The organism is Sphingobacterium siyangense (genome assembly GCF_023277505.1).
Classification (GTDB): domain Bacteria; phylum Bacteroidota; class Bacteroidia; order Sphingobacteriales; family Sphingobacteriaceae; genus Sphingobacterium; species Sphingobacterium siyangense.
The window spans coordinates 536,240-559,346 of sequence record NZ_CP080574.1; the positions used below are offsets into that span (position 1 = coordinate 536,240).

The 23,107-nt window shown below is 39.1% G+C and carries 19 protein-coding genes; 11 read left to right on the top strand and 8 right to left on the bottom strand.

The window, feature by feature from the left end:
• Positions 1 to 2: 2 nt before the first annotated feature.
• Positions 3 to 854 carry an alpha/beta hydrolase gene (locus tag K2F45_RS02090; protein ID WP_075990782.1) on the top strand — a complete coding sequence of 284 codons (852 nt, stop codon included), beginning with the start codon at positions 3 to 5 and terminating at the stop codon, positions 852 to 854.
• 9 nt (positions 855 to 863) lie between these two features.
• On the opposite strand, the gene K2F45_RS02095 is transcribed toward K2F45_RS02090, so the two are convergent.
• From K2F45_RS02095 to porX, 3 genes are read right to left on the bottom strand one after another with little or no spacing between them, the layout of a single operon-like run.
• The gene (locus K2F45_RS02095) at positions 864 to 1,910 is read right to left on the bottom strand and encodes an ABC transporter ATP-binding protein (protein ID WP_075990783.1); all 1,047 of its coding nucleotides are present in this window, start codon (positions 1,908 to 1,910) and stop codon (positions 864 to 866) included.
• A gap of 23 nt (positions 1,911 to 1,933) precedes the next feature.
• On the bottom strand, positions 1,934 to 2,344 hold the full coding sequence (gene tsaE, locus K2F45_RS02100; protein WP_088159996.1) for a tRNA (adenosine(37)-N6)-threonylcarbamoyltransferase complex ATPase subunit type 1 TsaE: 411 nt from the start codon (positions 2,342 to 2,344) through the stop codon (positions 1,934 to 1,936).
• Positions 2,345 to 2,356: 12 nt separating this feature from the next.
• A complete protein-coding gene (porX, locus tag K2F45_RS02105; protein WP_075990785.1) occupies positions 2,357 to 3,910 on the bottom strand; it encodes a T9SS response regulator signal transducer PorX in 1,554 nt (517 codons plus the stop codon).
• Positions 3,911 to 4,130: 220 nt separating this feature from the next.
• Between porX and K2F45_RS02110 the strand changes: the two genes are divergently transcribed.
• From K2F45_RS02110 to K2F45_RS02145, 8 genes are all read left to right on the top strand, one after another.
• The gene (locus K2F45_RS02110; RefSeq protein WP_075990786.1) at positions 4,131 to 5,381 is read left to right on the top strand and encodes an HD domain-containing protein; all 1,251 of its coding nucleotides are present in this window, start codon (positions 4,131 to 4,133) and stop codon (positions 5,379 to 5,381) included.
• A 33-nt stretch (positions 5,382 to 5,414) separates the two neighbouring features.
• Positions 5,415 to 6,455, top strand: a complete 1,041-nt coding sequence (gene lpxD / locus K2F45_RS02115) for a UDP-3-O-(3-hydroxymyristoyl)glucosamine N-acyltransferase (protein WP_075990787.1) — start codon at positions 5,415 to 5,417, stop codon at positions 6,453 to 6,455.
• A 139-nt stretch (positions 6,456 to 6,594) separates the two neighbouring features.
• Complete coding sequence (locus K2F45_RS02120; protein WP_172840641.1) at positions 6,595 to 7,995, top strand: bifunctional UDP-3-O-[3-hydroxymyristoyl] N-acetylglucosamine deacetylase/3-hydroxyacyl-ACP dehydratase; 1,401 nt, start codon at positions 6,595 to 6,597, stop codon at positions 7,993 to 7,995.
• Between the two features lie 10 nt (positions 7,996 to 8,005).
• Positions 8,006 to 8,794 carry an acyl-ACP--UDP-N-acetylglucosamine O-acyltransferase gene (gene lpxA, locus K2F45_RS02125; RefSeq protein ID WP_075990789.1) on the top strand — a complete coding sequence of 263 codons (789 nt, stop codon included), beginning with the start codon at positions 8,006 to 8,008 and terminating at the stop codon, positions 8,792 to 8,794.
• 17 nt (positions 8,795 to 8,811) lie between these two features.
• On the top strand, positions 8,812 to 9,441 hold the full coding sequence (locus K2F45_RS02130) for an ABC transporter ATP-binding protein (RefSeq protein ID WP_338055420.1): 630 nt from the start codon (positions 8,812 to 8,814) through the stop codon (positions 9,439 to 9,441).
• A 257-nt stretch (positions 9,442 to 9,698) separates the two neighbouring features.
• Positions 9,699 to 10,259 (top strand): elongation factor P, encoded by a 561-nt coding sequence (gene efp, locus K2F45_RS02135; RefSeq protein WP_046674772.1) that lies wholly within the window; start codon positions 9,699 to 9,701, stop codon positions 10,257 to 10,259.
• Positions 10,260 to 10,512: 253 nt separating this feature from the next.
• Complete coding sequence (locus K2F45_RS02140; protein WP_075990790.1) at positions 10,513 to 11,097, top strand: 5-formyltetrahydrofolate cyclo-ligase; 585 nt, start codon at positions 10,513 to 10,515, stop codon at positions 11,095 to 11,097.
• Positions 11,098 to 11,424: 327 nt separating this feature from the next.
• On the top strand, positions 11,425 to 13,095 hold the full coding sequence (locus tag K2F45_RS02145) for a helix-turn-helix transcriptional regulator (protein ID WP_248932974.1): 1,671 nt from the start codon (positions 11,425 to 11,427) through the stop codon (positions 13,093 to 13,095).
• A gap of 259 nt (positions 13,096 to 13,354) precedes the next feature.
• On the opposite strand, the gene galE is transcribed toward K2F45_RS02145, so the two are convergent.
• Complete coding sequence (gene galE, locus K2F45_RS02150) at positions 13,355 to 14,386, bottom strand: UDP-glucose 4-epimerase GalE (protein WP_075990792.1); 1,032 nt, start codon at positions 14,384 to 14,386, stop codon at positions 13,355 to 13,357.
• On the bottom strand, positions 14,386 to 15,378 hold the full coding sequence (locus K2F45_RS02155; protein ID WP_075990793.1) for a UDP-glucuronic acid decarboxylase family protein: 993 nt from the start codon (positions 15,376 to 15,378) through the stop codon (positions 14,386 to 14,388). Before K2F45_RS02155 ends, galE begins: the two co-directional genes overlap by 1 nt.
• Before the next feature lie 65 nt (positions 15,379 to 15,443).
• Here K2F45_RS02155 and K2F45_RS02160 point away from each other — a divergent pair, with 65 nt between their 5' ends.
• Positions 15,444 to 16,688: a 3-deoxy-D-manno-octulosonic acid transferase gene (locus K2F45_RS02160; protein ID WP_075990794.1), complete on the top strand. Its 1,245-nt coding sequence runs from the start codon at positions 15,444 to 15,446 to the stop codon at positions 16,686 to 16,688.
• Positions 16,689 to 16,774: 86 nt separating this feature from the next.
• On the opposite strand, the gene K2F45_RS02165 is transcribed toward K2F45_RS02160, so the two are convergent.
• Together K2F45_RS02165 and hemW are read right to left on the bottom strand one after the other, a co-directional pair.
• Complete coding sequence (locus K2F45_RS02165) at positions 16,775 to 18,226, bottom strand: glyceraldehyde-3-phosphate dehydrogenase (RefSeq protein ID WP_237241942.1); 1,452 nt, start codon at positions 18,224 to 18,226, stop codon at positions 16,775 to 16,777.
• Between the two features lie 134 nt (positions 18,227 to 18,360).
• The gene (gene hemW / locus K2F45_RS02170) at positions 18,361 to 19,488 is read right to left on the bottom strand and encodes a radical SAM family heme chaperone HemW (protein WP_075990795.1); all 1,128 of its coding nucleotides are present in this window, start codon (positions 19,486 to 19,488) and stop codon (positions 18,361 to 18,363) included.
• Between the two features lie 375 nt (positions 19,489 to 19,863).
• On the opposite strand from hemW, the gene K2F45_RS02175 reads away from it, so the two are divergent.
• Positions 19,864 to 20,985 carry a glycoside hydrolase family protein gene (locus K2F45_RS02175; protein WP_248932975.1) on the top strand — a complete coding sequence of 374 codons (1,122 nt, stop codon included), beginning with the start codon at positions 19,864 to 19,866 and terminating at the stop codon, positions 20,983 to 20,985.
• A 102-nt stretch (positions 20,986 to 21,087) separates the two neighbouring features.
• Here the strand turns inward: K2F45_RS02175 and K2F45_RS02180 are convergent, their stop codons facing one another.
• Complete coding sequence (locus K2F45_RS02180) at positions 21,088 to 22,965, bottom strand: M1 family metallopeptidase (RefSeq protein ID WP_248932976.1); 1,878 nt, start codon at positions 22,963 to 22,965, stop codon at positions 21,088 to 21,090.
• Positions 22,966 to 23,107 lie beyond the last annotated feature (142 nt).

The window sequence follows — 23,107 nt, forward strand, 5'->3', positions numbered from 1 at the left end:
TAATGAAAAGAATTTTTATGATTTTATGTTCGTTGATTTCTCTCGTTAAGGCGCAGGAAACAATCAACCTTTATGCTGATTCCATTCCAAACTCGACTGATAAGGGGCAAGTAAATTTAGAAAAAAATGTACCGAAGTTATTTGCATATATGGCAGATAAAAGTATTGATAAAAATATCGCCGTACTGGTTATTCCGGGAGGTGGGTATTCTCATATAGCAATGGATCATGAAGGTCATGCTGTTGCTAAAGAGTTGATAAAAAATGGTTATTCAGCATTTGTTTTACAATACCGATTGCCTTCGCCGAACATTATGCGTGACAAATCAATAGGACCTCTTCAAGATGCCCAGCGAGCAATGCAATTGATCCGAACCTTGCATCCTGAACTTCGAAAAGTTGGGGTGATAGGGTTTTCCGCTGGCGGGCACCTGGCTTCCACTTTAATTACGAAGTTTAAGAAAGATTACATAGCGAATCCTTCCCATGTATCCCTAAGACCTGATTTTGCAGGATTGATTTATCCAGTAATCTCTATGGAAAACGATATAACACATAAAGGTTCGCGTATAAATCTCATTGGAGAAAACCCTTCGGAAGACCAAATCAAGCTGTTTTCTTCCAATTTGCAGGTATCTTCTGAGGTTTGTCCGGTTTTCTTTGTGCATGCCAAAGACGATATGGCTGTGCCAATAGAAAATAGCTATAGAATGATGGCAGCTTTGGACAAGTCAAAAGTGCCCAACAAGCTTTATACCTTTGAGCAAGGGGGGCACGGCTTTGGGTTAATTAACAAAACCTCAGACAAGTTATGGTTTGACGCATTTTTATCTTGGCTAGACACACAAGACTAGGATATACAATTAATGGTCAAAATGTATCCAGTGAGATATTGTTAGATCGACAGCCTGTAGTTTCTGTGGAATTATCTGCGATGTTATAATCGCATGTAAGTTAATCTCATTATTACTGACGACGATTTCATAATAAAAACCTCTGAATCGCACATCTTTTACAAAAAAAGTAGACTGCTCAGAAGGACTTATTGAAATCCATTCTTGATGTATCGCGACTGGTTTTTCGCTTGTTATGCCTAAATTTTGAGCTTGCTCAACTTGTAATATATTGCTTTTTGCCAGTAATTGCGCCGTATAAGGGTGCGATGGATTGCTATACAATACATGTGGATTGTTTTGATCTAGGATTTTACCAGATTTCATCACGATGAGGTTATCTGCTAAAGCAAGTACTTCCGTAGGATCGTGTGAAACTAAAATGACGGTCAGCCCAGTTTCTTTAACAATATCTTTTATGTCCTGTTGCAAGGTATCCCTAAAAGAGGCATCAACCTGATTGAAGGGTTCATCCATTAGTAAAACTTCAGGCTCGTTGATCAAAGCACGACAGATGGCGACACGTTGTTTTTCTCCGCCACTGATGTCTGCTACTCTTTTTTTAGCGAGGTGATCTATCCGTAGACGTTGTAATATTTCCGCAGTTTTGTCTTGTTTGCGTTTGATATCTGTGTTTGGCAACTGCGAAGCAACATTATCCCATACATTGGCATAAGTATTCAAATCGTCAAAGCCTTGCGAGACTAATTTCATGGCATCATGTCCGGGGATTAACTTGTCCTTGCGCGTTGGAACCTGCCAACCTTTATAGCGCACAATGCCCCCAGTTGGTTCCAAAAGACCGTAGATAAGTCGCAGTAATGTACTTTTTCCACTGCCAGATTCACCAATGATTGCTGTTATTTTTCCTTCATCGATATCGAAAGAACTATTTTCAACAGCAAACTGCATATTGTTCTCATGAAAGGAAAAGCTAAGGTGCTCGGCGTGTATAGCCGCTAGTCCAGGAACATGGATATCAGATGGAATATATTGACAAGATGATAAATGAGCCATAGTAAGGAGTCGAAAAAAGGAGGTTAACGAATAGAAATTTTACGTGTTGTTGCATCTATGATGCTAATATGTATCTCTTTTGCTTCTTCAGGAAGTAAATTGGGGATTTTCTCCGGCCATTCAACAAAGCAATATGCACCTGAATAGAAATATTCCTCATAGCCAAAATCGAAAGCCTCCTGCTCATCTTTAATGCGATAAAAATCAAAGTGATATATGGGGCCAGCGGCAGACTCATATTCATTAACAATGGAGAATGTTGGACTAGAGGTACTATCTTGTACGTTCAATTGTTTACACAGGTATTTTACAAAAGTTGTCTTTCCTGCTCCCATTGAACCATATAATAGAAAAATCCGGTCCTTTGGAAAACTATTTAAAAGTGTCTGAGCCGCTTGAGATAGATCTGCTGTCGTATTTACAATAATTTCCATGTTGCAAAATTACTATTTCGGTAAGTATGTCGCAAAGGGGATAATCATTTCTTCCAAAGAGATTCCACCATGTTGGAATGTTCCATTAAAGTAATTGACAAATTGATTGTAGTTGTTGGGGTAAACAAAATACGAATCTTCTTTGGCAAAGACGTATGTTGAACTAACATGAAGTTTAGGCAACTGTGCCTCGTGGGGATTTTTGATAGCAAAAACATCTTTGTCAATATAGTTCAGATTTTTCCCTTGCTTATATCTCAAATTTGTATTTGTATTTCGATCACCAACAATTTTACTTGGCTTTTTTACACGGATCGTGCCATGGTCGGTTGTAATAATCACACGAACTTTCTTTTGTGAGAGCCATTTTAAAGCCTCCAATAGAGGTGAGTGTTCAAACCATGACAAAGTGAGGGAGCGATAAGCCGCTTCATCGTTTGCTAATTCACGAATCATAGAGCTGTCCGTACGTGCGTGCGAAAGCATGTCAACAAAGTTATACACCAATACATTCAGTTGATTGTGCATCAAATTGCCGAGATTGTCTAATACGTCTTTTCCTTGTTCCAGGGTCAAAATTTTCGTGTAGGAATGTTTTATGGACTTGCGATAAAGTCGCTTGATCTGATCTTCCAAAAATTTATCCTCATATAAATTCTTGCCGCCTTCATCTTCATCGTTTTGCCATAATTTCGGGAAGCGTTTTTCCATTTCCAGTGGAGTTAATCCACTAAAGATGGCATTTCTAGCATATTGTGTTGCTGTTGGTAAAATACTGTAATAGTTTATCTCCTCCTCAAGTCTAAAATAGTCGGTGATTACCTCATTGATAATTTTCCATTGATCGAAACGCAAATTGTCTATTAAAAAGAAAAATGTCGGTATATCATCTTCTATGGTCGGAAATACCTTCTTCTTAAATAGCTGGTGTGATAGAATGGGCGCGTTTTCGGGGCGATTAATCCACTGGATATAGTTGTTTTCTATAAATTTGGAGAATTGCATGTTTGCTTCGGATTTTTGCATCGTCAGAATTTCATGCATATTGTTATCTTCAAGCTTTTCGAGGGACAATTCCCAGTAGACAAGTTTTTTGTAAACTTCTGACCATTGGTTGAAATCCAGATTGTCATTCAGGATCATCCCCAAATTGCGGAAGTCTTGTTGATAAGCCATGGATGTTTTCTCATTGACAAGACGTTTGTTTTCCGTTAATTTTTTTATTGTCATCAAGATCTGCTTGGGGTTGACCGGCTTGATAAGATAATCATCTATTTTGGAGCCGATGGCATCTTCCATGACATGTTCTTCTTCATTTTTTGTGACCAGAACAACGGGGACAGTAGGGTTGATCGATTTGAGTATGGCAAGTGTTTCGAGCCCGGTTAGCCCAGGCATATTTTCGTCTAAGAAAACGAGGTGGAAAAAACCATTTTTAAAGGCTTCAACGGCATCATTTCCATTGTTGACTGTGTCAACTTTGTAACCTTTGCTTTCTAAAAATAAAATGTGTGGTTTTAGAAAGTCAATTTCATCGTCAGCCCAAAGAATATGTGTTTTTTGCATCTTGTTATTATATGTCTATTAGTAGTAGAGGGGAGGATCGGATTTGCGATCTCATGCTAACATAAGCAAATATCGTGCTTCAGATTTTATTTTTAACATTTCTTAACGATGAACTAACTATCTTTGTTTTAAGTTTATACTAGTGTTAACCAGGAGTTCACGATTAAAGGGCTCGGTTTCATATTTATAGTGTTGATGATCGTATTAATTTGTCTCCACATTGAACAAAAATAAAATTATTAATGATCCGGTATATGGATTTGTCGCTATTCCTACAGGATTGGTCTTTGACCTAGTGCAACATCCTTATTTCCAAAGGCTCCGCTATATCAAGCAGGTGAGCATGACACATCTCGTCTATCCCGGAGCTTTGCATACTCGTTTTCAGCATGCCATAGGAGCGATGCATTTGATGTCGATGGCATTGGAAACTTTGAGGAGTAAAGGTGTTATAATTTCAGGGGATGAAGAGGAGGCTGTTCTGTCGGCAATATTGTTGCATGATATAGGTCACGGCCCTTTTTCACATTCCTTGGAGCATAGTTTGATTGAGGGTGTTTCTCATGAGCTATTGTCTTCCCTTTTAATGGATCGAATCAACAATGATCTGGGTGGAAGACTAAGTCTTGCAATTACAATCTTTAATAATAAATACGAACGTAAATTTCTTCATCAATTGGTGTCGAGCCAATTGGATGTTGATCGAATGGACTACCTCAATAGAGATAGTTTTTTTACAGGCGTATCGGAAGGCGTCATCTCATTTGACCGGATTATAAAAATGCTCAATGTGGTGGAGGATGAAATAGTGGTGGAGTATAAAGCACTTTATTCTGTAGAGAAATTTCTGATTGCGCGGCGGTTGATGTATTGGCAAGTCTATTTACACAAGACCGTTATCGGTGCGGAACAGTTATTGATTAAAATTCTGCAGCGGGCAAAATATTTGACGGCTGCTGGCCATAAGCTCTTTTCTACTCCGGCGTTTCATTGGTTTTTAAGCCAGCAGGTCAACAAAACTAACTTTTTGGATGACCCGTTACATTTGGATTGGTTTACTCGTTTAGATGATACGGATATTATGTCTGCCATAAAAACATGGGAACGTCATGAGGATCCTATTTTAAGTACAATGTGCCAACGTGTTATGAAACGTAATTTATATCGATCTGTCATGAGTGATAAGCCATTCTTGCCAGAATATGTTGATTTAGTAAAGGCGAAAGTACAAGCTGAGATGGGGGTGGCTCAAGAGGATATCCATTATTATGTATTTATGCAAGAAATTCAAAACCGGGCCTATAATTCTTCCAGGGATCAAATTAAAATACTATTGAAATCGGGCGAGCTCGTCGATATAACGGAGGCTTCTGATCTAGGTAATTTGGAAGCACTGTCGAAAAATGTAGCTAAATACGCCTTATGTTATCCAAAAGAGGTGGGATATGTTGCAATTACTTCCATCAAGTAGTTATTTTTTAATAAAAAAACATAGATTTGTACCATGCAATTTACTGCGCAACAAATAGGGACATTATTAGAAGGACGGATTGAAGGAAATCCAGAAGTTACTGTAGGTAACCTTGCCAAAATTGAGGAAGGTAAAAAAGGCGATCTTTCTTTTTTGTCAAATCCAAAATATGAGCATTTTATTTATACTACTGATGCCTCGATTGTAATTGTTAATGAAGATTTACAATTGACGCAGGCAACTAAGCCAACATTGACGATCATAAGGGTTAAGAATGCATATGCTGCTTTCTCTACTATTTTGAATATGTATAATGAGTTTCGTCTTGACAAAAGCGGACGTGAGGAACCACATTTTATACATGCTGAAGCGGAGATCGGCCAAGGAGGTTATATTGGTGCATTCGTATATATTGGGCGTGGGGCTTCCATTGGAGATAACGTGAAAATCTACCCACAAGTCTATATTGGCGATAAAGTTACGATTGGCGATAATACAACACTCTACCCGGGCGTAAAGATTTATCATGATTGTAAGATTGGGAAAAATGTGGTAGTACATTCTGGTGTTGTGATTGGATCGGATGGATTTGGATTTGCTCCACAAGAAGACGGAACATATAAAAAAGTACCTCAGATTGGTTATGTGCAAGTGGAGGATAATGTCGAGATTGGCGCCAATACTGTAATCGATAGGGCAACAATGGGCGCTACAATAGTGCGCGATGGTGTTAAGTTGGATAATTTGATTCAAATTGCACATAATGTTGATATTGGAAAGAATACCGTAATCGCAGCGCAAACAGGTATTTCTGGTAGTTCAAAAATTGGAGAACATGTGGTTTTAGGAGGTCAGGTTGGTGTCGTTGGACATATTGTTGTTGCAAAGGGATCTCAAATCCAAGCCCAATCAGGAGTGAATAGATCGATTAAAGAAGAAGGTAAAAAGTGGGGCGGTACGCCAGTGATGCCTTACCAGCCGCAGTTGCGCTCCAATGTAATTTTTGCACGTCTTCCTGAGTTGGAAAAACGAATCCAAGAGTTAGAAAAGTTAGTAGAAAAAAAATTGAAATAATTATTTTTCATTGAAAATAAACTGTTCTTTAATTGTGATGAAATAATCATTCCTAGCAAGGCGATGGCGAACATCGATATAGCTTAAAGGATAAATGTTTTGTCAAAAGAAGTTTTGATTTAAAAATATGTTATTAGAAATGAATGTAAAACAGAGAACCATCAAAAACGAGGTTGAAATTTCGGGGGTAGGTCTTCATACAGGAAAAATTGTATCGATGACTATTAAACCCGCTCCGGAAAATCACTGGTTTAAGTTCAGACGTGTAGATTTAGAGGGGCAACCAGAAATTTTGGTTGATGCGGATAATGTTACGGATACCTCCAGGGGGACGACAATAACGCAGAATGGAGCAAGTGTGAGTACAATTGAACATTTGATGGCATCGTTAATTGGTTTACAAATTGATAATGTGCTGATTGATATTGATGGTCCTGAAATACCAATTCTAGACGGTAGTTCAGCTATTTTTGTGAAGTTGTTAGAGGAAGCGGGATTTGAAGAACAAGATGCTGATCGGGATTATTATGAGATTTCGAATAATATTCATTATGCAGAGCCAGATCGCAAAGTCGAGATACTGGGCATGCCAATGGATGGTTATCGTTTGACTTGTATGATCGATTTTAATTCGCCTGTGTTGGGAAGTCAACATGCAGCAATAACATCGATTGAGGATTTTAAATCTGAAATAGCCTCTTCGCGTACGTTTTGTTTTTTACACGAATTGGAAATGTTGGTTGATCATGGCCTTATTAAAGGTGGTGATTTAAGTAATGCAATCGTTATTGTGGACAAGGAGACTTCTCCTGAGGAATTGCAAAAATTAGCGCATCTTTTTCATAAAGAAACCGTTGCAGTTGCTAAGGAAGGAATATTAAACAATAATCAATTGCGTTACCAAAATGAACCTGCTCGACATAAATTGTTGGACATGGTTGGAGATTTAGCGCTAGTCGGAAGACCTTTGAAAGGGCATATTATGGCTGCACGGCCTGGTCATGCAGCGAATGTGGCTTTTGCAAAAAAGATAAAGGAGCAGATCAAGAAAGATAAAACACGTAAAAAAATTAAAGTTTACGATCCCAATATGCCGGCATTATACGATACGGTAGAAATCATGAAGATTTTACCTCATCGTCAACCCATGCTTATGGTCGATAAAATTCTTGAGTTGACAGAAACACATGTTGTGGGTTTGAAGAATGTTACCATGAACGAAGATTTATTTATGGGACATTTTCCTGGTGCACCATTATTCCCTGGTGTTTTGCAAGTAGAGGCTATGGCACAAACAGGGGGAATTTTAGTACTGAAGACGGTCCCTGATCCAGAGAATTGGTTGACCTTATTCCTTAAAATTGAAAATGCACGTTTTAAAGCGCAGGTAACTCCAGGGGATTCTGTTATTTTTAGATGTGACTTGATGGAGCCGATCCGAAGAGGTATCGCAAAAATGAAAGGTGTGGCTATGGTAGGAGAGAAAATCGTGTGTGAAGCGGAGCTTATGGCACAGATCGTAAGAGTAAATAACAACTAAAGTAGTATAGATGATACAGCCATTAGCTTATATTCATCCGGAGGCAAAAATTGCTAAAAATGTGGTCATCGAGCCATTTGTAACCATTTATAAAGATGTCGTCATTGGTGAAGGCACTTGGATAGGATCAAATGTGACGATCATGGATGGAGCTCGAATTGGAAAAAACTGTAAAATATATCCCGGTGCAGTAATCTCTGGGGAACCTCAAGATTTAAAATTTGATGGTGAGATTACCACAGCTGAAATTGGAGACAATACAACCATTCGTGAGTGTGTAACAATCAATAGAGGAACCAAGGATAGGTATAAAACGGTCATTGGAAAAAACTGTTTGATCCAAGCTTATAGTCATGTTGCACATGATTGTGAAGTAGGTGATAATTGTGTTTTTTCGAACAACAGTACACTTGCTGGACATATTACAGTAGGTGATTATGTTGTACTTGCTGGAATGGTTGCTGTTCACCAATTTGTCAAAATTGGTTCGCATGCATTTGTTACCGGTGGTTCATTGGTGCGTAAGGATATTCCTCCTTTTGTTAAGGCCGCACGTGAACCGATTTCTTATGCTGGTATTAATTCTGTTGGATTGAGAAGAAGAGGATTTTCGGAAGAGCAAATTGCCGAGATTCAGAATCTTTATCGAATTCTTTTTGTCCAAAACAGAAACCTGGCTAAAGCAATAGAAATTATAGAAGCTGAATATCAGGCAACGGAAATCCGTGATGAAATTTTGGATTTTATTCGGAACTCCGGCCGGGGTATCATGAAAGGATTCAATAATAGAGCGATGTAGTCGCGTTGTCGATTCTAGTGAATTTGAAAATTACATTAAAAGATATTGGTAGGAGGTATAACAATGAATGGATTTTTAGGCATATAAACTATACCTTCGAGTCCGGCAAGAGTTATGCCATCCTTGGCCATAATGGTTCTGGGAAGTCCACTTTCCTAAAAGTGCTTTCAAGTAGTTTGACACCCTCATCGGGTGAATTGATCTACACGCATGGAGACCAAGTCCTAGGTGTGGAAACTATATATCAGCAGCTGTCTCTCGCAGCTCCTTATGTTGAACTGATCGAGGAGTTTACCTTAAACGAGCTGATTGATTTTCATTTTAAATTTAAAAATTATCTTCCTTCTTTTGATAAAGAAACTGTTGTAAACGTATTGGGATTGGAACATGCGCTTGACAGAGAGATCCGGTTTTTTTCATCAGGCATGCGTCAACGTGTAAAGCTAGCGCTAGCTTGTTGTTCTGCATCTGCCTTGGTTTTGTTGGATGAGCCTACAAGTAATTTGGATAGTGCGGGTGAACAATGGTATCTTCGTTTAATTGAGCGCACAAAAGTGGAATCTAGATTGTTTATCGTCTGTTCCAACCAAAAAAAAGAGTATGAATTCTGCGATGAAAGTATTTCTATCGTCGATTTCAAGTCTTAGGGGATCAACAATTGTTTCTGCCCTATTAAAAATAGGAGAAAAGTTTTTTGTCCTGTATCAAAAATGATTATTTCCCATAAACCATCAAGATTGCATAACCATTAACAGCTACGAAAGTGAACTGAAGGTTCTCTCCGGCCAATAAAAACAAACACTTTCAGAAAAAAAAGTAGCGAATGAAATTTTAATAACACAATTAGTTTTTGTACTTTTGACGACTCAATAATGAGATAACCGTTTAAAGTTCAATTCAAAGAATGGCTAAGGCATCAGAGGTAAAATCAGGAAATATCTTAAGATTTAATGGAGAATTAGTATCCGTAGAAGAATATATACACCGTACACCAGGCAATTTACGTGCGTTTTATCAAGCGAGAATGCGTAATGTTAAAACTGGTAAGTTAGTTGAATACCGTTTTAGAGTTGACGAATCTGTAGAAATTGCACGTGTAGAAACTAGCGATTATCAGTATTTGTATGAGGATGGAGATTTCTTCGTGGTAATGGATAACAATACATACGAGCAATTCAATATTCCTAAATTTTTGTTCGGTGATTCAGCTCGTTTCTTGAAAGAGGGAATGACTGTAATTATTGCTTTTGAAAGTGATGAGCCTATCATGGCAGAAGCTCCAAAAAGTGTTGAGTTAGAAATTACATATACTGAACCAGCTGTAAAAGGAGATACTTCTACAAATGCGTTGAAAAAAGCAACTGTAGAGACTGGTGTTGAAATTATGGTACCGTTGTTCATTAATCAAGGTGAGAAAGTAAGAGTCGATACGCAAACAGGTAATTATATCGAGCGCGTAAAATAATAGAAAGATTTTAGGTTTAGGTTGATTATTCGGTCTTGTTAGCGCTCGCTACAAGGCCGTTTTTTTTATGACTAGACTGCGTTTAACACCTGGTTTTTCTATTCTGAACCAGAATTTCTATTTGCTTTTGAAGCTTAAATAAAAATTGAATTGGAAGGAATGCTATTTTTGATTGATCTTGGCATAAGTGATGGAATTTAATGGGGATTTTGGTAAGAAAGGGAAATAAATTTTAGGAATAACTATTCTACAAATGAAATCGAAACAAGAATTACGACTTGAATATAAAACTAAGCGATGTCAATTGTCTTTAGAGAGAGAAACTGCGCTCAATGAACGATTACTTTCGCAATTTACAAAGCTTGATCTCTCAAGGGTCGAATTTTTGCATATTTTCCTTCCCATAGGGAAATACCACGAACCCAATACATATTTAATAATAAATTATATTCAAGCGTTTTTTCCACAGATAAAGATCGTTGTTTCGCGATCTAATTTTGATGATTACTCGATGCAACATTTCATATTGGATGAACATACACTATTTGAGACGAACAACTGGGGTATTCCAGAGCCAATATCCGGCATTAAGGTCGCTTCATCGGTTATTGATATGATTATAGTGCCGTTGTTAATTTTTGATCTTTCCGGATACAGGGTAGGTTATGGGAAGGGGTTTTATGACCGTTTTTTCTCGTCCTGTAAAGTTGGTGTACAGCGTGTCGGACTATCTTTTTTTAATCCAATTGATGTTATTGCAGATAAAAATGAATATGATGTCCAATTAACGAAAGCTATTACACCAGATCATATTTATCATTTTTTTGATGACAAGTAATACTATTGGTCAGAAAAAGAATCTCACCGCTTTTTGTGAATAGTCACAAGGCTTTTTAAAAAGTGGCTGCTTTGTTTAATTCGCGAACAATAGTAGCGTATTATTTAATACACTATTGTTATTTTTAATTGAAGAATGTAAGGCATGATTACGGTCTAAATCTTAACTGTGTTTGTGGTTGGTTGATTTTGTCTCATGATGATTTAATTAAAATTATTTTTTATTTTTATTGCGAAATTCAATGCCTGTGCCGATATGTTTCGATGTTTTCTATTTTTTCTTTTCCTAACAATCATACCTTGTCGTGTTGTCTATGGGATGGATTTAATGGATTCCAATTCCTCGATAGAAGAGAAGAACTTTTACGAAACAATTATAAAAGAATCAGCGCAATATCATTCCTCTAGTATGTCGTTGAGCAGGTATCTTGCGCCATATTTTAGCCAAGCGGTACGAAAAAATGATAAGGCACTTTTGGCAATCTATTATTGTTTACTGGCGGATCAGTCGTTTAATGACGAGGGTGCAAGAAATAACTTTAGTGATAAATACTATTTAAAAGCGCTGGACCTTGAAGAAGGTTATAGCTATCAAAACGTACGCGTTTGGGTAAAGGTAATGTATGGCTTTTACCTATATCGATGTCTGAAAGCCTCTGAGGCATTACCTTTTATCTTGGAAGGAGAGAAAGGGCTCGAAGATATACCGAAAGAACTTGTTTTAGACCTAACACAAACTTACAAGAAGCTTGGCTATTTTTTTGGAACTTTAGGTGATTACACTTCTGGAATTAAATATCTGGATTTAGGGCAACGACAACAACAAATTTCACCGAAATTGAAAGCTGAAATCTTGGACAATTTAGGTTTACTGACATTGAAAAGTGGTGGTGATACCTTGCAGGCAATGAAAATTTTTGAATTGGCTCAAACTTTAGCCCTTTCAGAAAATGACTCATTACGTTACGCGAAGATTTTAGGGAATCAGGCGGCTGTGTTCGAAGGTATGAAGGATTACCATAAGGCTTTATTGCTCCTCGATAAAGATCTTGAGATTTCCAGATCTCTTGGGAATGACCGAAATACAATCTTTGCCTTAATGATGCGGATTCGACTAGATATAGCGAATAGGGAAACGAAGAATGTTCGTCATATGATTGCGGAAGCTGAATCCCTTTTGTTGGGCTCGGATGATAAGAAGACAATACTTGAACTTGAGATTCACAAGCTGAATTTGGCGATGCAAAGTAACGATATAGGTCGTGAGCTGAATGCACGAAGAAGAATAGAACGTCTCCAAGACTCACTACGCTTTTTAGATGGTGATCCGGTATTGTCCCAGTTGAAGTTTATGGCCGACAAGCAAAAGTATGCCGATAAATTATCGCTGGCACAAGCTGTTATTAAGAAAAAGCAAGCTGAGAGGCGATTATGGCTAATATTAAGCTTATTGGTATTGGTGTTATTCTTTTTTATTTATAATGCTGTTCGATCCCGTGCTAGAAAACGGATACGTGACTATGAATATCAGCTTCTTAATTTAAAGTATACAAAAGCAGAATTAGACAGGGAACTGGTGAGCTCTAAAAGCCAAGTGGAAGAGTACGTCGCTTATCTTAAGCGCAATAATGAACAGATAAATGTACTTTCTGCGATGCTTGAAGAAAAAGGAAATGTTGTTGAAAAAGATCGCGAGGAGCTAAAAATATTGTTGCAGTCACATCTCATCACTGAAGAGAAATGGCAGGAATTTAAATTATTGATTGTAAAAGAGTTTCCCAATTTACTCCAGGATATACAATCTAGATTTCCCGATATAACGGAATCTAATCTGAGGGTAATTGTGCTTATGAAACTGGGGCTAAATAATAAGGAAGTAGCCAACGTATTGGGGGTTACTCCAGACGCGATAAAAAAATCTATGCAGCGCTTGAAAAAGAAGCTCGGAGATCAGGCCGGGATGCTCATGGAATATATTTCCGACAAGGAGTTTGTTTAATGTCGACCTTCAGTTGGCAGAAGGACACTTTGGGCCTAGTTCTGGCCAAATATACTCAACGAAAAGGATTTTAATCCAGTTTCGATTCTAACTGCTTTTCAGCTTGAATGATAAGTGGGAAGTAATTTGATGGGAATTATTGGAAAGAAAGGACGTGGAAGGACTCGTACAGCTAAAAGTATGACCGCCTCAGTTTTTAAGACGGTCATATACAGTTAAGCTAAATACAATGCGTTGTTGCTGCCGCAGAGGCTACTGTTTAATCCAATGGATTTTCCTTCAGATTTTTTTCCCATGCCCAGGCAGAAGCCATCATTTCATCAATACCAAGTGCTGCTTTCCAATGCAACTGATTGGCCGATTTAGTGACGTCCCCGTAAACCTTGATGATATCTCCGTCGCGACGTGGACCAAATTCGTAATTTAGTTTTTGTCCTGAAGCTTTCTCAAAAGCCTTGATCGCTTCAAGGACAGAATATCCATTTCCTGTTCCCACATTAAAGACATCGTATTTTCCGTTCGGGTTGCCTTTTTCCAATAATCTGATTGCTGCAACGTGAGCTTTTGCTAAATCAACAACGTGGATATAGTCACGGATGCAAGATCCGTCCGGTGTGTCGTAATCAGAGCCAAATACCGTTAATTTTTCTCTTTTTCCAATGGCTGTTTGTGTGATAAAAGGAAGCAGGTTCTGTGGAACACCGTTTGGTAATTCACCGATCAATGCCGACTCATGTGCACCTACAGGGTTGAAATAACGGAGCGCAATAATATTGTAGTTGTCATATGCAGCAGCAGTTTCCTGCAGAATTTCTTCAGCAATTTGTTTTGTATTTCCATAAGGAGAGGTTGCCTTTTTTACGGGAGCACTCTCGTCTACAGGTAAGTAGTCTGGCTCACCATATACAGTACAGCTTGAAGAAAAGACAAAATTAATAGGCTTATTTTGATATGCCTCTAATAAGTTAATTAACGAGAAGAAATTGTTGTGGTAATATTTCAAAGGCTTCTGTACAGATTCACCTACAGCTTTAGAGGCCGCAAAATGGATAATTCCTGAGATATCGGTATTGTTTTTTACAAATTCATTCACGCGTTCTGTGTCACAAAGGTCAAATTGGTGAAATTCAGGTCTAACGCCGATGATCTTTTCAACCTGATCCAAAATTTTGATGTTTGAATTGGACAGATCATCCACGATGACAGGTACATATCCTGCTTTATGTAGTTCGACTACTGTGTGCGAACCGATATAACCTGTTCCTCCTGTGACTAGTATTTTTTTGTTCATTATTGTTGATTATAGTAAGTAAAGTCTTTATGTGATAAGTTATCCAAAGGGATCTTTTTGTAAAATGCTATGGTTTTTTTCAATCCTGTTTTTCGGTCTATTTGAGGTTCCCAGGCTAATTTTGATTTGGCCAAGCCAATATCGGGTTTTCGTTGTTTGGGATCATCAACCGGTAATGGTTCGTAGACGATTTTACTCGAGCTGTCTGTCAATTCGACGATTTCATGGGCCAATTGTAGCAAGCTGATTTCGTCTGGATTACCAATATTTATAGGTGTTGCACATGCCGAATGCAACAAGCGAAAGATGCCTTCGACCTGGTCGTCAATATAACAGAATGATCGTGTTTGTGAACCATCCCCAAAAATCGTGATGTCTTCGCCACGTATCGCTTGTGCGATAAAGGTGGGAATAGCTCGGCCGTCATTGAGACGCATTCTGGAACCAAAGGTGTTAAATATCCTGACAATACGGGTCTCCAGACCATGTGCATTGTGATAGGCCATCGTTATCGCCTCTTGGAAGCGCTTCGCTTCATCGTATACACCACGAGGTCCCACGGGATTTACATTGCCCCAGTAGTCCTCGGATTGTGGTGAAACCAGTGGGTCACCATAAACCTCAGAGGTGGAGGCTACCAAAATGCGTGCTTGTTTAGCACGCGCTAGGCCCAAGAGATTATGCGTGCCCAAAGATCCTACCTTCAATGTTTGTATCGGAATTTTAAGGTAGTCAACGGGACTGGCTGGTGAAGCGAAATGCAGGATATAATCCAAGTGCCCGGGAACGTGGACAAATTTTGAGACATCGTGATGATAGAAGTCAAAATTTTCCAACTTAAATAAATGTGCTATATTCTGTAGATCTCCGGTTATCAGGTTGTCCATTCCAATGACATCGTAATCTTCCGCAATAAAGCGATCGCAAAGGTGAGAACCGAGGAAGCCAGCTGCTCCTGTTATCAAAATCCGTTTACGATGTTTATTTTCCACTCAATGGTTCCGTTTAATGAAATGGGTTTAATATCTTTGACTAAGATAAACATTATTTTAAAAACATGCGTTTGCTTTATTCAATTGGAATCTTTCTTTATGGACTCTTACTGCGTATTTTGGCTCCTTTTCATGCCAAAGCCAAGCTCATGGTAGCGGGACGAAAAGACTGGTATTCGAGGATGAAACAAACGGTTGATTCTTCCCAAAAACATATTTGGTTTCACTTTGCTTCATTGGGGGAATTTGAGCAAGGAAGACCTGTCCTGGAAGCGGTGAAAAATAATTATTTGGATCATAAAATAATTGTAACATTTTACTCTCCCTCTGGCTATGAAATCAGAAAAAACACTGCTTTGGCCGATTATGTTTTTTATCTCCCCTACGATACTGCGCAGCACGCACGGCTTTTTCTCGACTTGATCAATCCAAGTTTCGCTGTGTTTACGAAATATGAATATTGGTATTATTTTTTTGAGGGCCTGCATAGACGGGGTATTCCCTTGTTTTTGATCTCAGCAATATTTAGACCCGATCAGATTTTCTTTCAGGCCTATGGTACTTTTTTTCTGAAAATTTTAAGTTATGTGACTTACTTCTTTGTGCAAAATGAAGAAAGTGTACGTCTTTTGAAAGAATTTGGGATACGGAATGCAGGGTTAGCCGGAGATACACGTTTTGATCGTGTAGTAGACATTCCTAAAAGCAGAAAAATGATTCCCGAGATCAGCCAATTTATTGGTGAAAATCCGGCCTTGGTTGCAGGAAGTACCTGGCCCGAGGATGAGCAGGCGCTACAGGAATTGCTTCTGGATAATACAGACTATAAGCTGATCTTGGCTCCGCATGAAATTAATGAATCACATTTAGCGAGCATTTTTAACCTTTGGCCGAAGGCACTCCGCTTTTCGGACATGACTACCTACGATGCCGCAATAATAGCGGATTCAAAGGTACTGGTTATCGATAACATTGGTATGCTTTCGTCTTTGTATGGGTATGGCCAACTGGCCTATATTGGTGGTGGTTTTGGCATGGGGATACATAACACACTCGAAGCCGCAACTTATGGCATACCGGTTCTATTTGGACCAAATTTCAAGAAGTTTCAGGAGGCGAAAGATCTTGTGAAAAATGGATCAGGTTTCGCCATTGCCAGTGCTAAAGAATTAAAGAAAGTCTTTGCTGTTTTGCAAGATCAGACTGTCCGTCAAAAGGCCGGAAAACTGGCCCGTGAATATGTTCTGCAGAAAGCAGGAGCAACACCGATCATTATGAAATACCTCAAAAGCAATCCTGTAAAAATATAAGCGGTAGCTGTACTGCCGCCGCCTATATTCCACCGGTTCCGCGTGATTTATTTATTCTTGTTCTTCTTGATGCTTTATACTGGTACCTAATAATAGGTATACCTTCTTACGCCGGTAATATGACGAGATAAACGCATTACCTGATGGGAATATCCGTATTCATTGTCGTACCAGACATATAGAATGACATTCCTGCCATCTGCCGAGACTATCGTCGCTGGAGCATCCACGATCGCAGCGGCAGTGGAGCCTATGATATCTGAAGAAACGAGTTCATTGTCTTTAGAAAATTTAATCTGTTCGACAAGGTCACCCTGTAGTGATGCCTCTTTTAAAAGTGCATTGATTTCTTCGACGGTAGTTTTAGATTTAATTTCGAGATTTAAAATTGCCAATGATCCATTTGGTACGGGAACGCGAATGGCATTGGAGGTCAGTTTGCCCTTCAGTGAAGGCAATACTTTTGAAACGGCAGCCCCCGCTCCAGTTTCTGTGATCACCATATTGAGCGCTGCGGCACGGCCCCGTCTGGACTTCTTGTGCATATTGTCGACAAGATTCTGGTCGTTAGTATAGGAATGTATGGTTTCGATATGCCCTTTTTCAATGCCTATGCTATTTTCAAGGACCGCCAAAATAGGAGAGATTGCGTTGGTCGTACAGGAAGCAGCGGAAAATATCGCATGCTGTTGCACGTCAATATCATTTTCGTTGACTGCATATACGATATTTGGAACACCTTTTCCGGGTGCTGTTAATAAAACTTGGGCGGTACCTCTGGATTTCAGGTGGCGACTCAGTTCGTGCTCATCTCGAAAAGCACCCGTATTGTCGACGACTAAAGCATGCTGTATTCCATAATAGGTATAATCGATGTCCTCTGGCTGTTTGGCAGAGATAAGGTGGACAGTGATGCCGTTGATAATAAGTGCCTGATTTGGAATGTCGACCTGTACGTCGCCTTCGAACGCACCATGTATGGAATCTGTTTTTAATAGTGTCGCTCTTTTCAATATGGACTTGCTATCATTGGCGTCTCGCGTTACAATGGCACGAAGGCGAAGCTGCTGTCCAGCACCGGCTTTATGCATAAGTTCTCGGGCGAGTAAACGGCCGATACGGCCAAATCCATAAAGCACAACATCGCGTGGTTTTAATTCCGCTTGTTGATTGATATCTTTTAATTCATTTGTAATAAAACTAGGCAGATCGTTGTTGTCAATAGTCTGTTTCTTGACCTGTAAGGTAAGTTTTCCGATATCGATACGCGCAGGTGATAGCGTGAGTTTTTCCAATGCCTGTGCCACGTGGAGGGTGTCAAAAATATGGAATGGCTCGTCGGTAAGGAGGACGCTTTCCTTGATCAGGTTGAGAATTGAACTCGATTTTACATCAATGAGTTGATTTCGAAAAAAGACAAGTTCAATAGCGTGGTTATACCACAGGTTACTGACAATTTGAATTAAGCTTACGGCAGCGTTTTGTTGCTCTCTGTAACTTTTGATCTCTAAATCAAAAGATGGCTTGTGTGACATCATAATTTTATAATAGATTATGTTGCAAACATAGTACAAACCGCCTAGAAAATAGATTTATATTTTTATTTTCGTAATTTTTTAAATGTAAACACTCTTAATATTATTATTTTAATAAAATATTAGTGATTTATTTGTTAATCCTCTATTATGAATAATTCAGACATGATATGATCAGCCATTAATTTACCGGGATCCGTCAAGCGTAATTTGTTTTCTTCCAAAACGAGATTTTTCTCTCCTAAAAATGGTTCAGCATCCTTTAGGACTCGGTTTTTGACAGATTGCCCGAATTTGCTTTCCAGCGCAATCAAATCCAGTCCCCACATGGTTCTTAGCGAAGTCATGATACTTTCGTTGATCTGGTCCAGCGTAGAAAGCTCCTCAATTTCCAGGGGAAGTTGGTTTGAATTGATTGAGGTCATATATTTCGCGTTGTTGGAAACATTCCAAGCTCTGGAAGTTCCATTGAACGAATGTGCTGAAGGGCCTATGCCAAGGTAATGTTTGCCTTTCCAATAATTTGTGTTATGACGGGCATATAGGCCATTTTTTGCAAAATTGGAAATTTCATATTGTTCATATCCCGCGGCTTTCAATGTATGGATAAGAAGACTCATCTGATCCGCCGCCTGATCAGAATCTATAGCTGGACTTAAGCCTTTTTTAATGAAGTGATCCAATGCTGTCTTATTTTCTACAGTCATGGAATACGAAGAAATATGGGGAATTTCAAAGTCAATCAGCTGTTGCATATTGTGGCGCCATTTCTCATCAGTCAACAGTGGGTAGCCATAAATAAGATCACAGGTAATATTTTCAAAGCCCGCGTCTTGCACCCGCATGATAGAAGCCAGTGCTTCCTGCTGATTATGTGCTCTGTTCATCCATTTAAGATCCTCTTCAAAGAAAGACTGTATGCCTATGCTGAATCGATTGATTGCTGTATTCCGCAGACTGTTTACTTTGGCCGCATTTAGATCGTCGGGGTTTGCTTCCAGCGTAATTTCAGCGTGATTTACGATGTCAAAATGCATTGCTATCGTATCGATGATCCGCGCGATCTCTTCAGCTTCCAATAAGGATGGCGTGCCACCACCAAAATAGATCGATTCGACCTTTTTGTCTTCCAAATAGGCTGCTCTGAGTTCGATTTCCCGTCGTATGGCATTGATCATCTCACTTTTGTATTGAAGTGACGTGCTAAAATGGAAGTCACAGTAATGACAAGCCTGTTTACAGAAGGGGATATGGACATAAATCATGGGGACAAATATACCAAGACCTGACCAACTTCGCTTCTTATTCGTATTATTTCTTCTTTCTCGACGATGTATCTAGAAATATTCGTCGGACTCTTCCGCCCGCACACGAAGTGATTTAAAAAGAAAGTGTTATAGGATGAAAGAATTATCTAAAAGAAGATTGACAACAAGCTAGTTATTCTTTATCTTGTTGTCAATATTTGTTAGTAGAAAGCACCAATATACCACCTAATGTCAGATGAAGGAGGAGTGAATTCAAAAGTCTCCTTCTAAAAATAAAAAAGCTATCGGTACGAGTCGTGTGTAAATTATTTCATGGGAGCCTATCAAATAGATTAAAAAACGAATTATTTTCTTCTAATAAATGTAAAACGTATGACAACCTCTCGTCGAGACTTTCTGAAAAATGTAGCTGGTGTTTCTGGCTTCTTCCTGTTTTCAAACCATGGATATGCTTTGGGGGACAGTCTTGAAGACTCCTTTATAGATAAGTTATTACCGGCGCCAAAAGGGGGAGGATTTGCGATGAAAGATTATTGGATTTGGGATCCATCGGTCATAAAAGGAGAAGATGGACGATATCATATGTTTGCTTCGCGTTGGAGCAAACAATATGGGTTTGGTAATTGGGTGACAAATTCCGAAGTCGTCAGGGCTATTTCAGATACCGCTGAAGGGCCATACGAATTTGTTGAAGTTGTACTGCCTGCTCGGGGGAAGCAATATTTTGATGGCTGTACGACACACAATCCTCGAATTGTAAAAAATGGTGACTATTATGTGCTTTATTACTTTGGCAATAATTATGATGAACCAAATCCCTCTTTTACAGAAAATGTATGGGAGTCGGGCTTAGGTCAGAAAGCCTGGATGCATAAACGTATTGGGATGGCCTATTCCAAGTCAATTGCAGGGCCATGGAAAAGAGTTAATCAACCGATTTTGAATCCCCGAAAAGGGGAATGGGATGCCTCCATTACATCAAATCCTTCGCCAGTTGTCTTACCGAACGGAAAGGTTTATTTAGTTTATAAATCTTCCCCAGTAAATTATAATCCACCACTTTTATTGGGAGCCGCGCAAGCGGATTCTTTCCTCGGACCTTATCGCCGTTTATCGGACAAGCCCATTTTTTCATTTCATACAGACCAAAATCATGAAAACGATGTAGAAGATCCATTTGTCTGGTATAACGGTCAGCAGTTTGAACTTATTATGAAGGACCGTTACGGAAAGATCTGCGGTGAAGAGGGGGGCGGGATACATGCTTATTCGAAGGATGGCATAGATTGGCATCTTTCGAAGTCTGTAAAAGCTTATTCTAAAACAATTCAATGGGATGATTGCACGACGAGTCATCAGGCCAATTTTGAACGACCATTTTTACTATTTGAAAATGGGAAGCCTACTCATTTGTTTGCTGCTACGGGAGATGGTTCAGAGCCCTATCAATTTGAACGTACATGGAATATGGTTATTCCGCTTAAGGGTATCTAATCCATGGAATTAAAAAAACAGCTTCCACACCGCGTCGTATATATTGGGTTTGGAAGCTGCCTTGATTTTCCCATCTATTCGGATAATGGGAAGTATATGTAGTTACTTACTAAAACTGTTGTTTGCCGATTCTACATCCGCTAATCGCAATGAAGGATCAATTGTTACCGTTTTTGGTGTTTTCGACACATGGATAGTATAGTCGGGTTTGGTCCAGAACCAATCCTCAAGCACGGTTCTTTTAACACCTTTGTAAATGTCAAAATGCTCTTCCGGTTTTTCTCCACGCATTTCACGCAAAGGGATATAAAATAATTCTTTGCTTCCATCGGTGTATTCTACCAGAACATCCAGTGGCATGGCAAAATTGGACTTATTGGCCAATAGGATTTCTGTATCTGTTACTTTTTCAATGGCGTAATCGATTTGACGTGTCGTATTGATAAACAGGTTGAAATACCATTTTAAGTTGATACCGGAAACATCTTCAGCCACGCGTTTGAAATCATTTGGTGTCGGATGTTTAAACTTCCAGATATCATAGAATTTCAAGAAGGTTTTTTCTAAATTTTCCTGACCAATAATATAACCCAACTGTTCTGCAAGCACGGCACCTTTGTTGTATGCTTCGTTGCTGTAGCCATAGTTGGTGTTATAATAATCTGCCAGTAAACTCATCGGTTCTTCTTTACCTGAAAGGGCCAATTTATAATATCCACGGTAGGCTGCAATTTGCGGGTTAGATGCTATGGCACCTCTTTTTTCAAAGATATGCTGCATAGCCAACTCTTCGACATAGGATGTGAAGCCTTCATCAAACCATTCATCTACGGTTTCGTTGATCCCAAACAATTGTTGGTACCAAGAGTGCGCCGATTCATGGAATATTACACCGACAAGGCTCTTTAAATTGCGACCACCAGTGATAAGCGTAGCTGTACCATATTCCATTCCGCCATCTCCACCTTGAATGATGGTATAAGTTGGCCATGGATATTTACCAAACTTCGCACTACAGAAGTCAAAGAATTCGGTAGAAAGGCCTATTGCTGTTTTCCAATTCGAGATCACTTCTTTGTCTGTTGGCAAGAACACGGTATACACTCTTATGCCATTTTTACTTGAGGCGGAATCCACGACAAACTTGGGGTCTGCAGCCCATACAAAATCGTGGATATTTTGGGCCTTATAGTGCCAGGTTGCTTTATTGTCGACGGCTTTTACTTTTGCTTTTGGTTGATAGCCTTTAACATCTGATGGATTTTGGAGAACACCTGAGGCACCAACGACATAATTTTTATTGAGGTGTATGGTAACGTCAAAGTTGCCAAAAGGGGCAATAAATTCACGGCCCGTATATTCATCCAAATGCCAGCCGAATTCATCGAATTGAGCCATCTTCGGATACCATTGCGCCATAGATAGTGCTACACCTTCGGCTGAATTTCGACCAGTTCTTCTGATTTGTTCCGGAACTTGTGCGGTCCATTCCATATCAAAACGCGCTGTTTCGCCATCTTGGATTGCAACTGGTAAAGTTACCTCCAAAATAGTTCCATCAATTTTAAATGTTGTGTTGGCACCATTGACTGTTAGGGTTTTAATTTTCTGATAACCAGTTTGATCGGCTTTCAGCTCTCCGATACGGCTTTGATATATCGGTTTTTCTTTTGTACCCAAGTTAGTGACCATTCGCTTGTCGGGATCACTGATGTTTTTTAAGCGGTAATCCATCATCGATCCTGGTTGAAACGCATTAAAATATAAATGGAAATATACCTTTTTTAGTGACTGCCCTGAATTATTGCTGTACTTCAAGGTCATTTTTCCATCGTACTGATATGCTTTTTCATCCACGTTGACATCCATGTTGTAGTCAACTTTCTGTTGCCAGAATCCTTTTCTTTGGGCCTTCGCTACTGCCCCCCAAATATTTAATACACATGCAAGTGTAAAAAAGGATATTATTTTGATTTTCATGCCCCAAACTTACAAAATTGTCTCAATAAATGGCACTTAAACGAATGTAACGAAGTTAATGTCATCAAATCTTGACGAAAATTGACTGGTCTTTGGAGAATTGGCTTGGTTTTGGTTAGGGGATTTATCTGTTAAGTTAAAA

What these genes read in the sequence shown, in the direction of transcription:
- lpxD (WP_075990787.1), top strand. Translation starts at nt 5,415, where the DNA reads ATGCAATTTACTGCGCAACAAATAGGGACATTATTAGAAGGACGGATT.
- porX (WP_075990785.1), bottom strand. Translation starts at nt 3,910, where the DNA reads ATGCAAAAAACACATATTCTTTGGGCTGACGATGAAATTGACTTTCTA.
- K2F45_RS02090 (WP_075990782.1), top strand. Translation starts at nt 3, where the DNA reads ATGAAAAGAATTTTTATGATTTTATGTTCGTTGATTTCTCTCGTTAAG.
- lpxA (WP_075990789.1), top strand. Translation starts at nt 8,006, where the DNA reads ATGATACAGCCATTAGCTTATATTCATCCGGAGGCAAAAATTGCTAAA.
- K2F45_RS02180 (WP_248932976.1), bottom strand. Translation starts at nt 22,965, where the DNA reads ATGAAAATCAAAATAATATCCTTTTTTACACTTGCATGTGTATTAAAT.
- K2F45_RS02145 (WP_248932974.1), top strand. Translation starts at nt 11,425, where the DNA reads ATGGATTCCAATTCCTCGATAGAAGAGAAGAACTTTTACGAAACAATT.
- K2F45_RS02165 (WP_237241942.1), bottom strand. Translation starts at nt 18,226, where the DNA reads ATGATGTCACACAAGCCATCTTTTGATTTAGAGATCAAAAGTTACAGA.
- K2F45_RS02095 (WP_075990783.1), bottom strand. Translation starts at nt 1,910, where the DNA reads ATGGCTCATTTATCATCTTGTCAATATATTCCATCTGATATCCATGTT.
- efp (WP_046674772.1), top strand. Translation starts at nt 9,699, where the DNA reads ATGGCTAAGGCATCAGAGGTAAAATCAGGAAATATCTTAAGATTTAAT.
- K2F45_RS02140 (WP_075990790.1), top strand. Translation starts at nt 10,513, where the DNA reads ATGAAATCGAAACAAGAATTACGACTTGAATATAAAACTAAGCGATGT.
- K2F45_RS02120 (WP_172840641.1), top strand. Translation starts at nt 6,595, where the DNA reads ATGAATGTAAAACAGAGAACCATCAAAAACGAGGTTGAAATTTCGGGG.
- K2F45_RS02160 (WP_075990794.1), top strand. Translation starts at nt 15,444, where the DNA reads ATGCGTTTGCTTTATTCAATTGGAATCTTTCTTTATGGACTCTTACTG.
- galE (WP_075990792.1), bottom strand. Translation starts at nt 14,386, where the DNA reads ATGAACAAAAAAATACTAGTCACAGGAGGAACAGGTTATATCGGTTCG.
- hemW (WP_075990795.1), bottom strand. Translation starts at nt 19,488, where the DNA reads ATGATTTATGTCCATATCCCCTTCTGTAAACAGGCTTGTCATTACTGT.
- K2F45_RS02175 (WP_248932975.1), top strand. Translation starts at nt 19,864, where the DNA reads ATGACAACCTCTCGTCGAGACTTTCTGAAAAATGTAGCTGGTGTTTCT.
- tsaE (WP_088159996.1), bottom strand. Translation starts at nt 2,344, where the DNA reads ATGGAAATTATTGTAAATACGACAGCAGATCTATCTCAAGCGGCTCAG.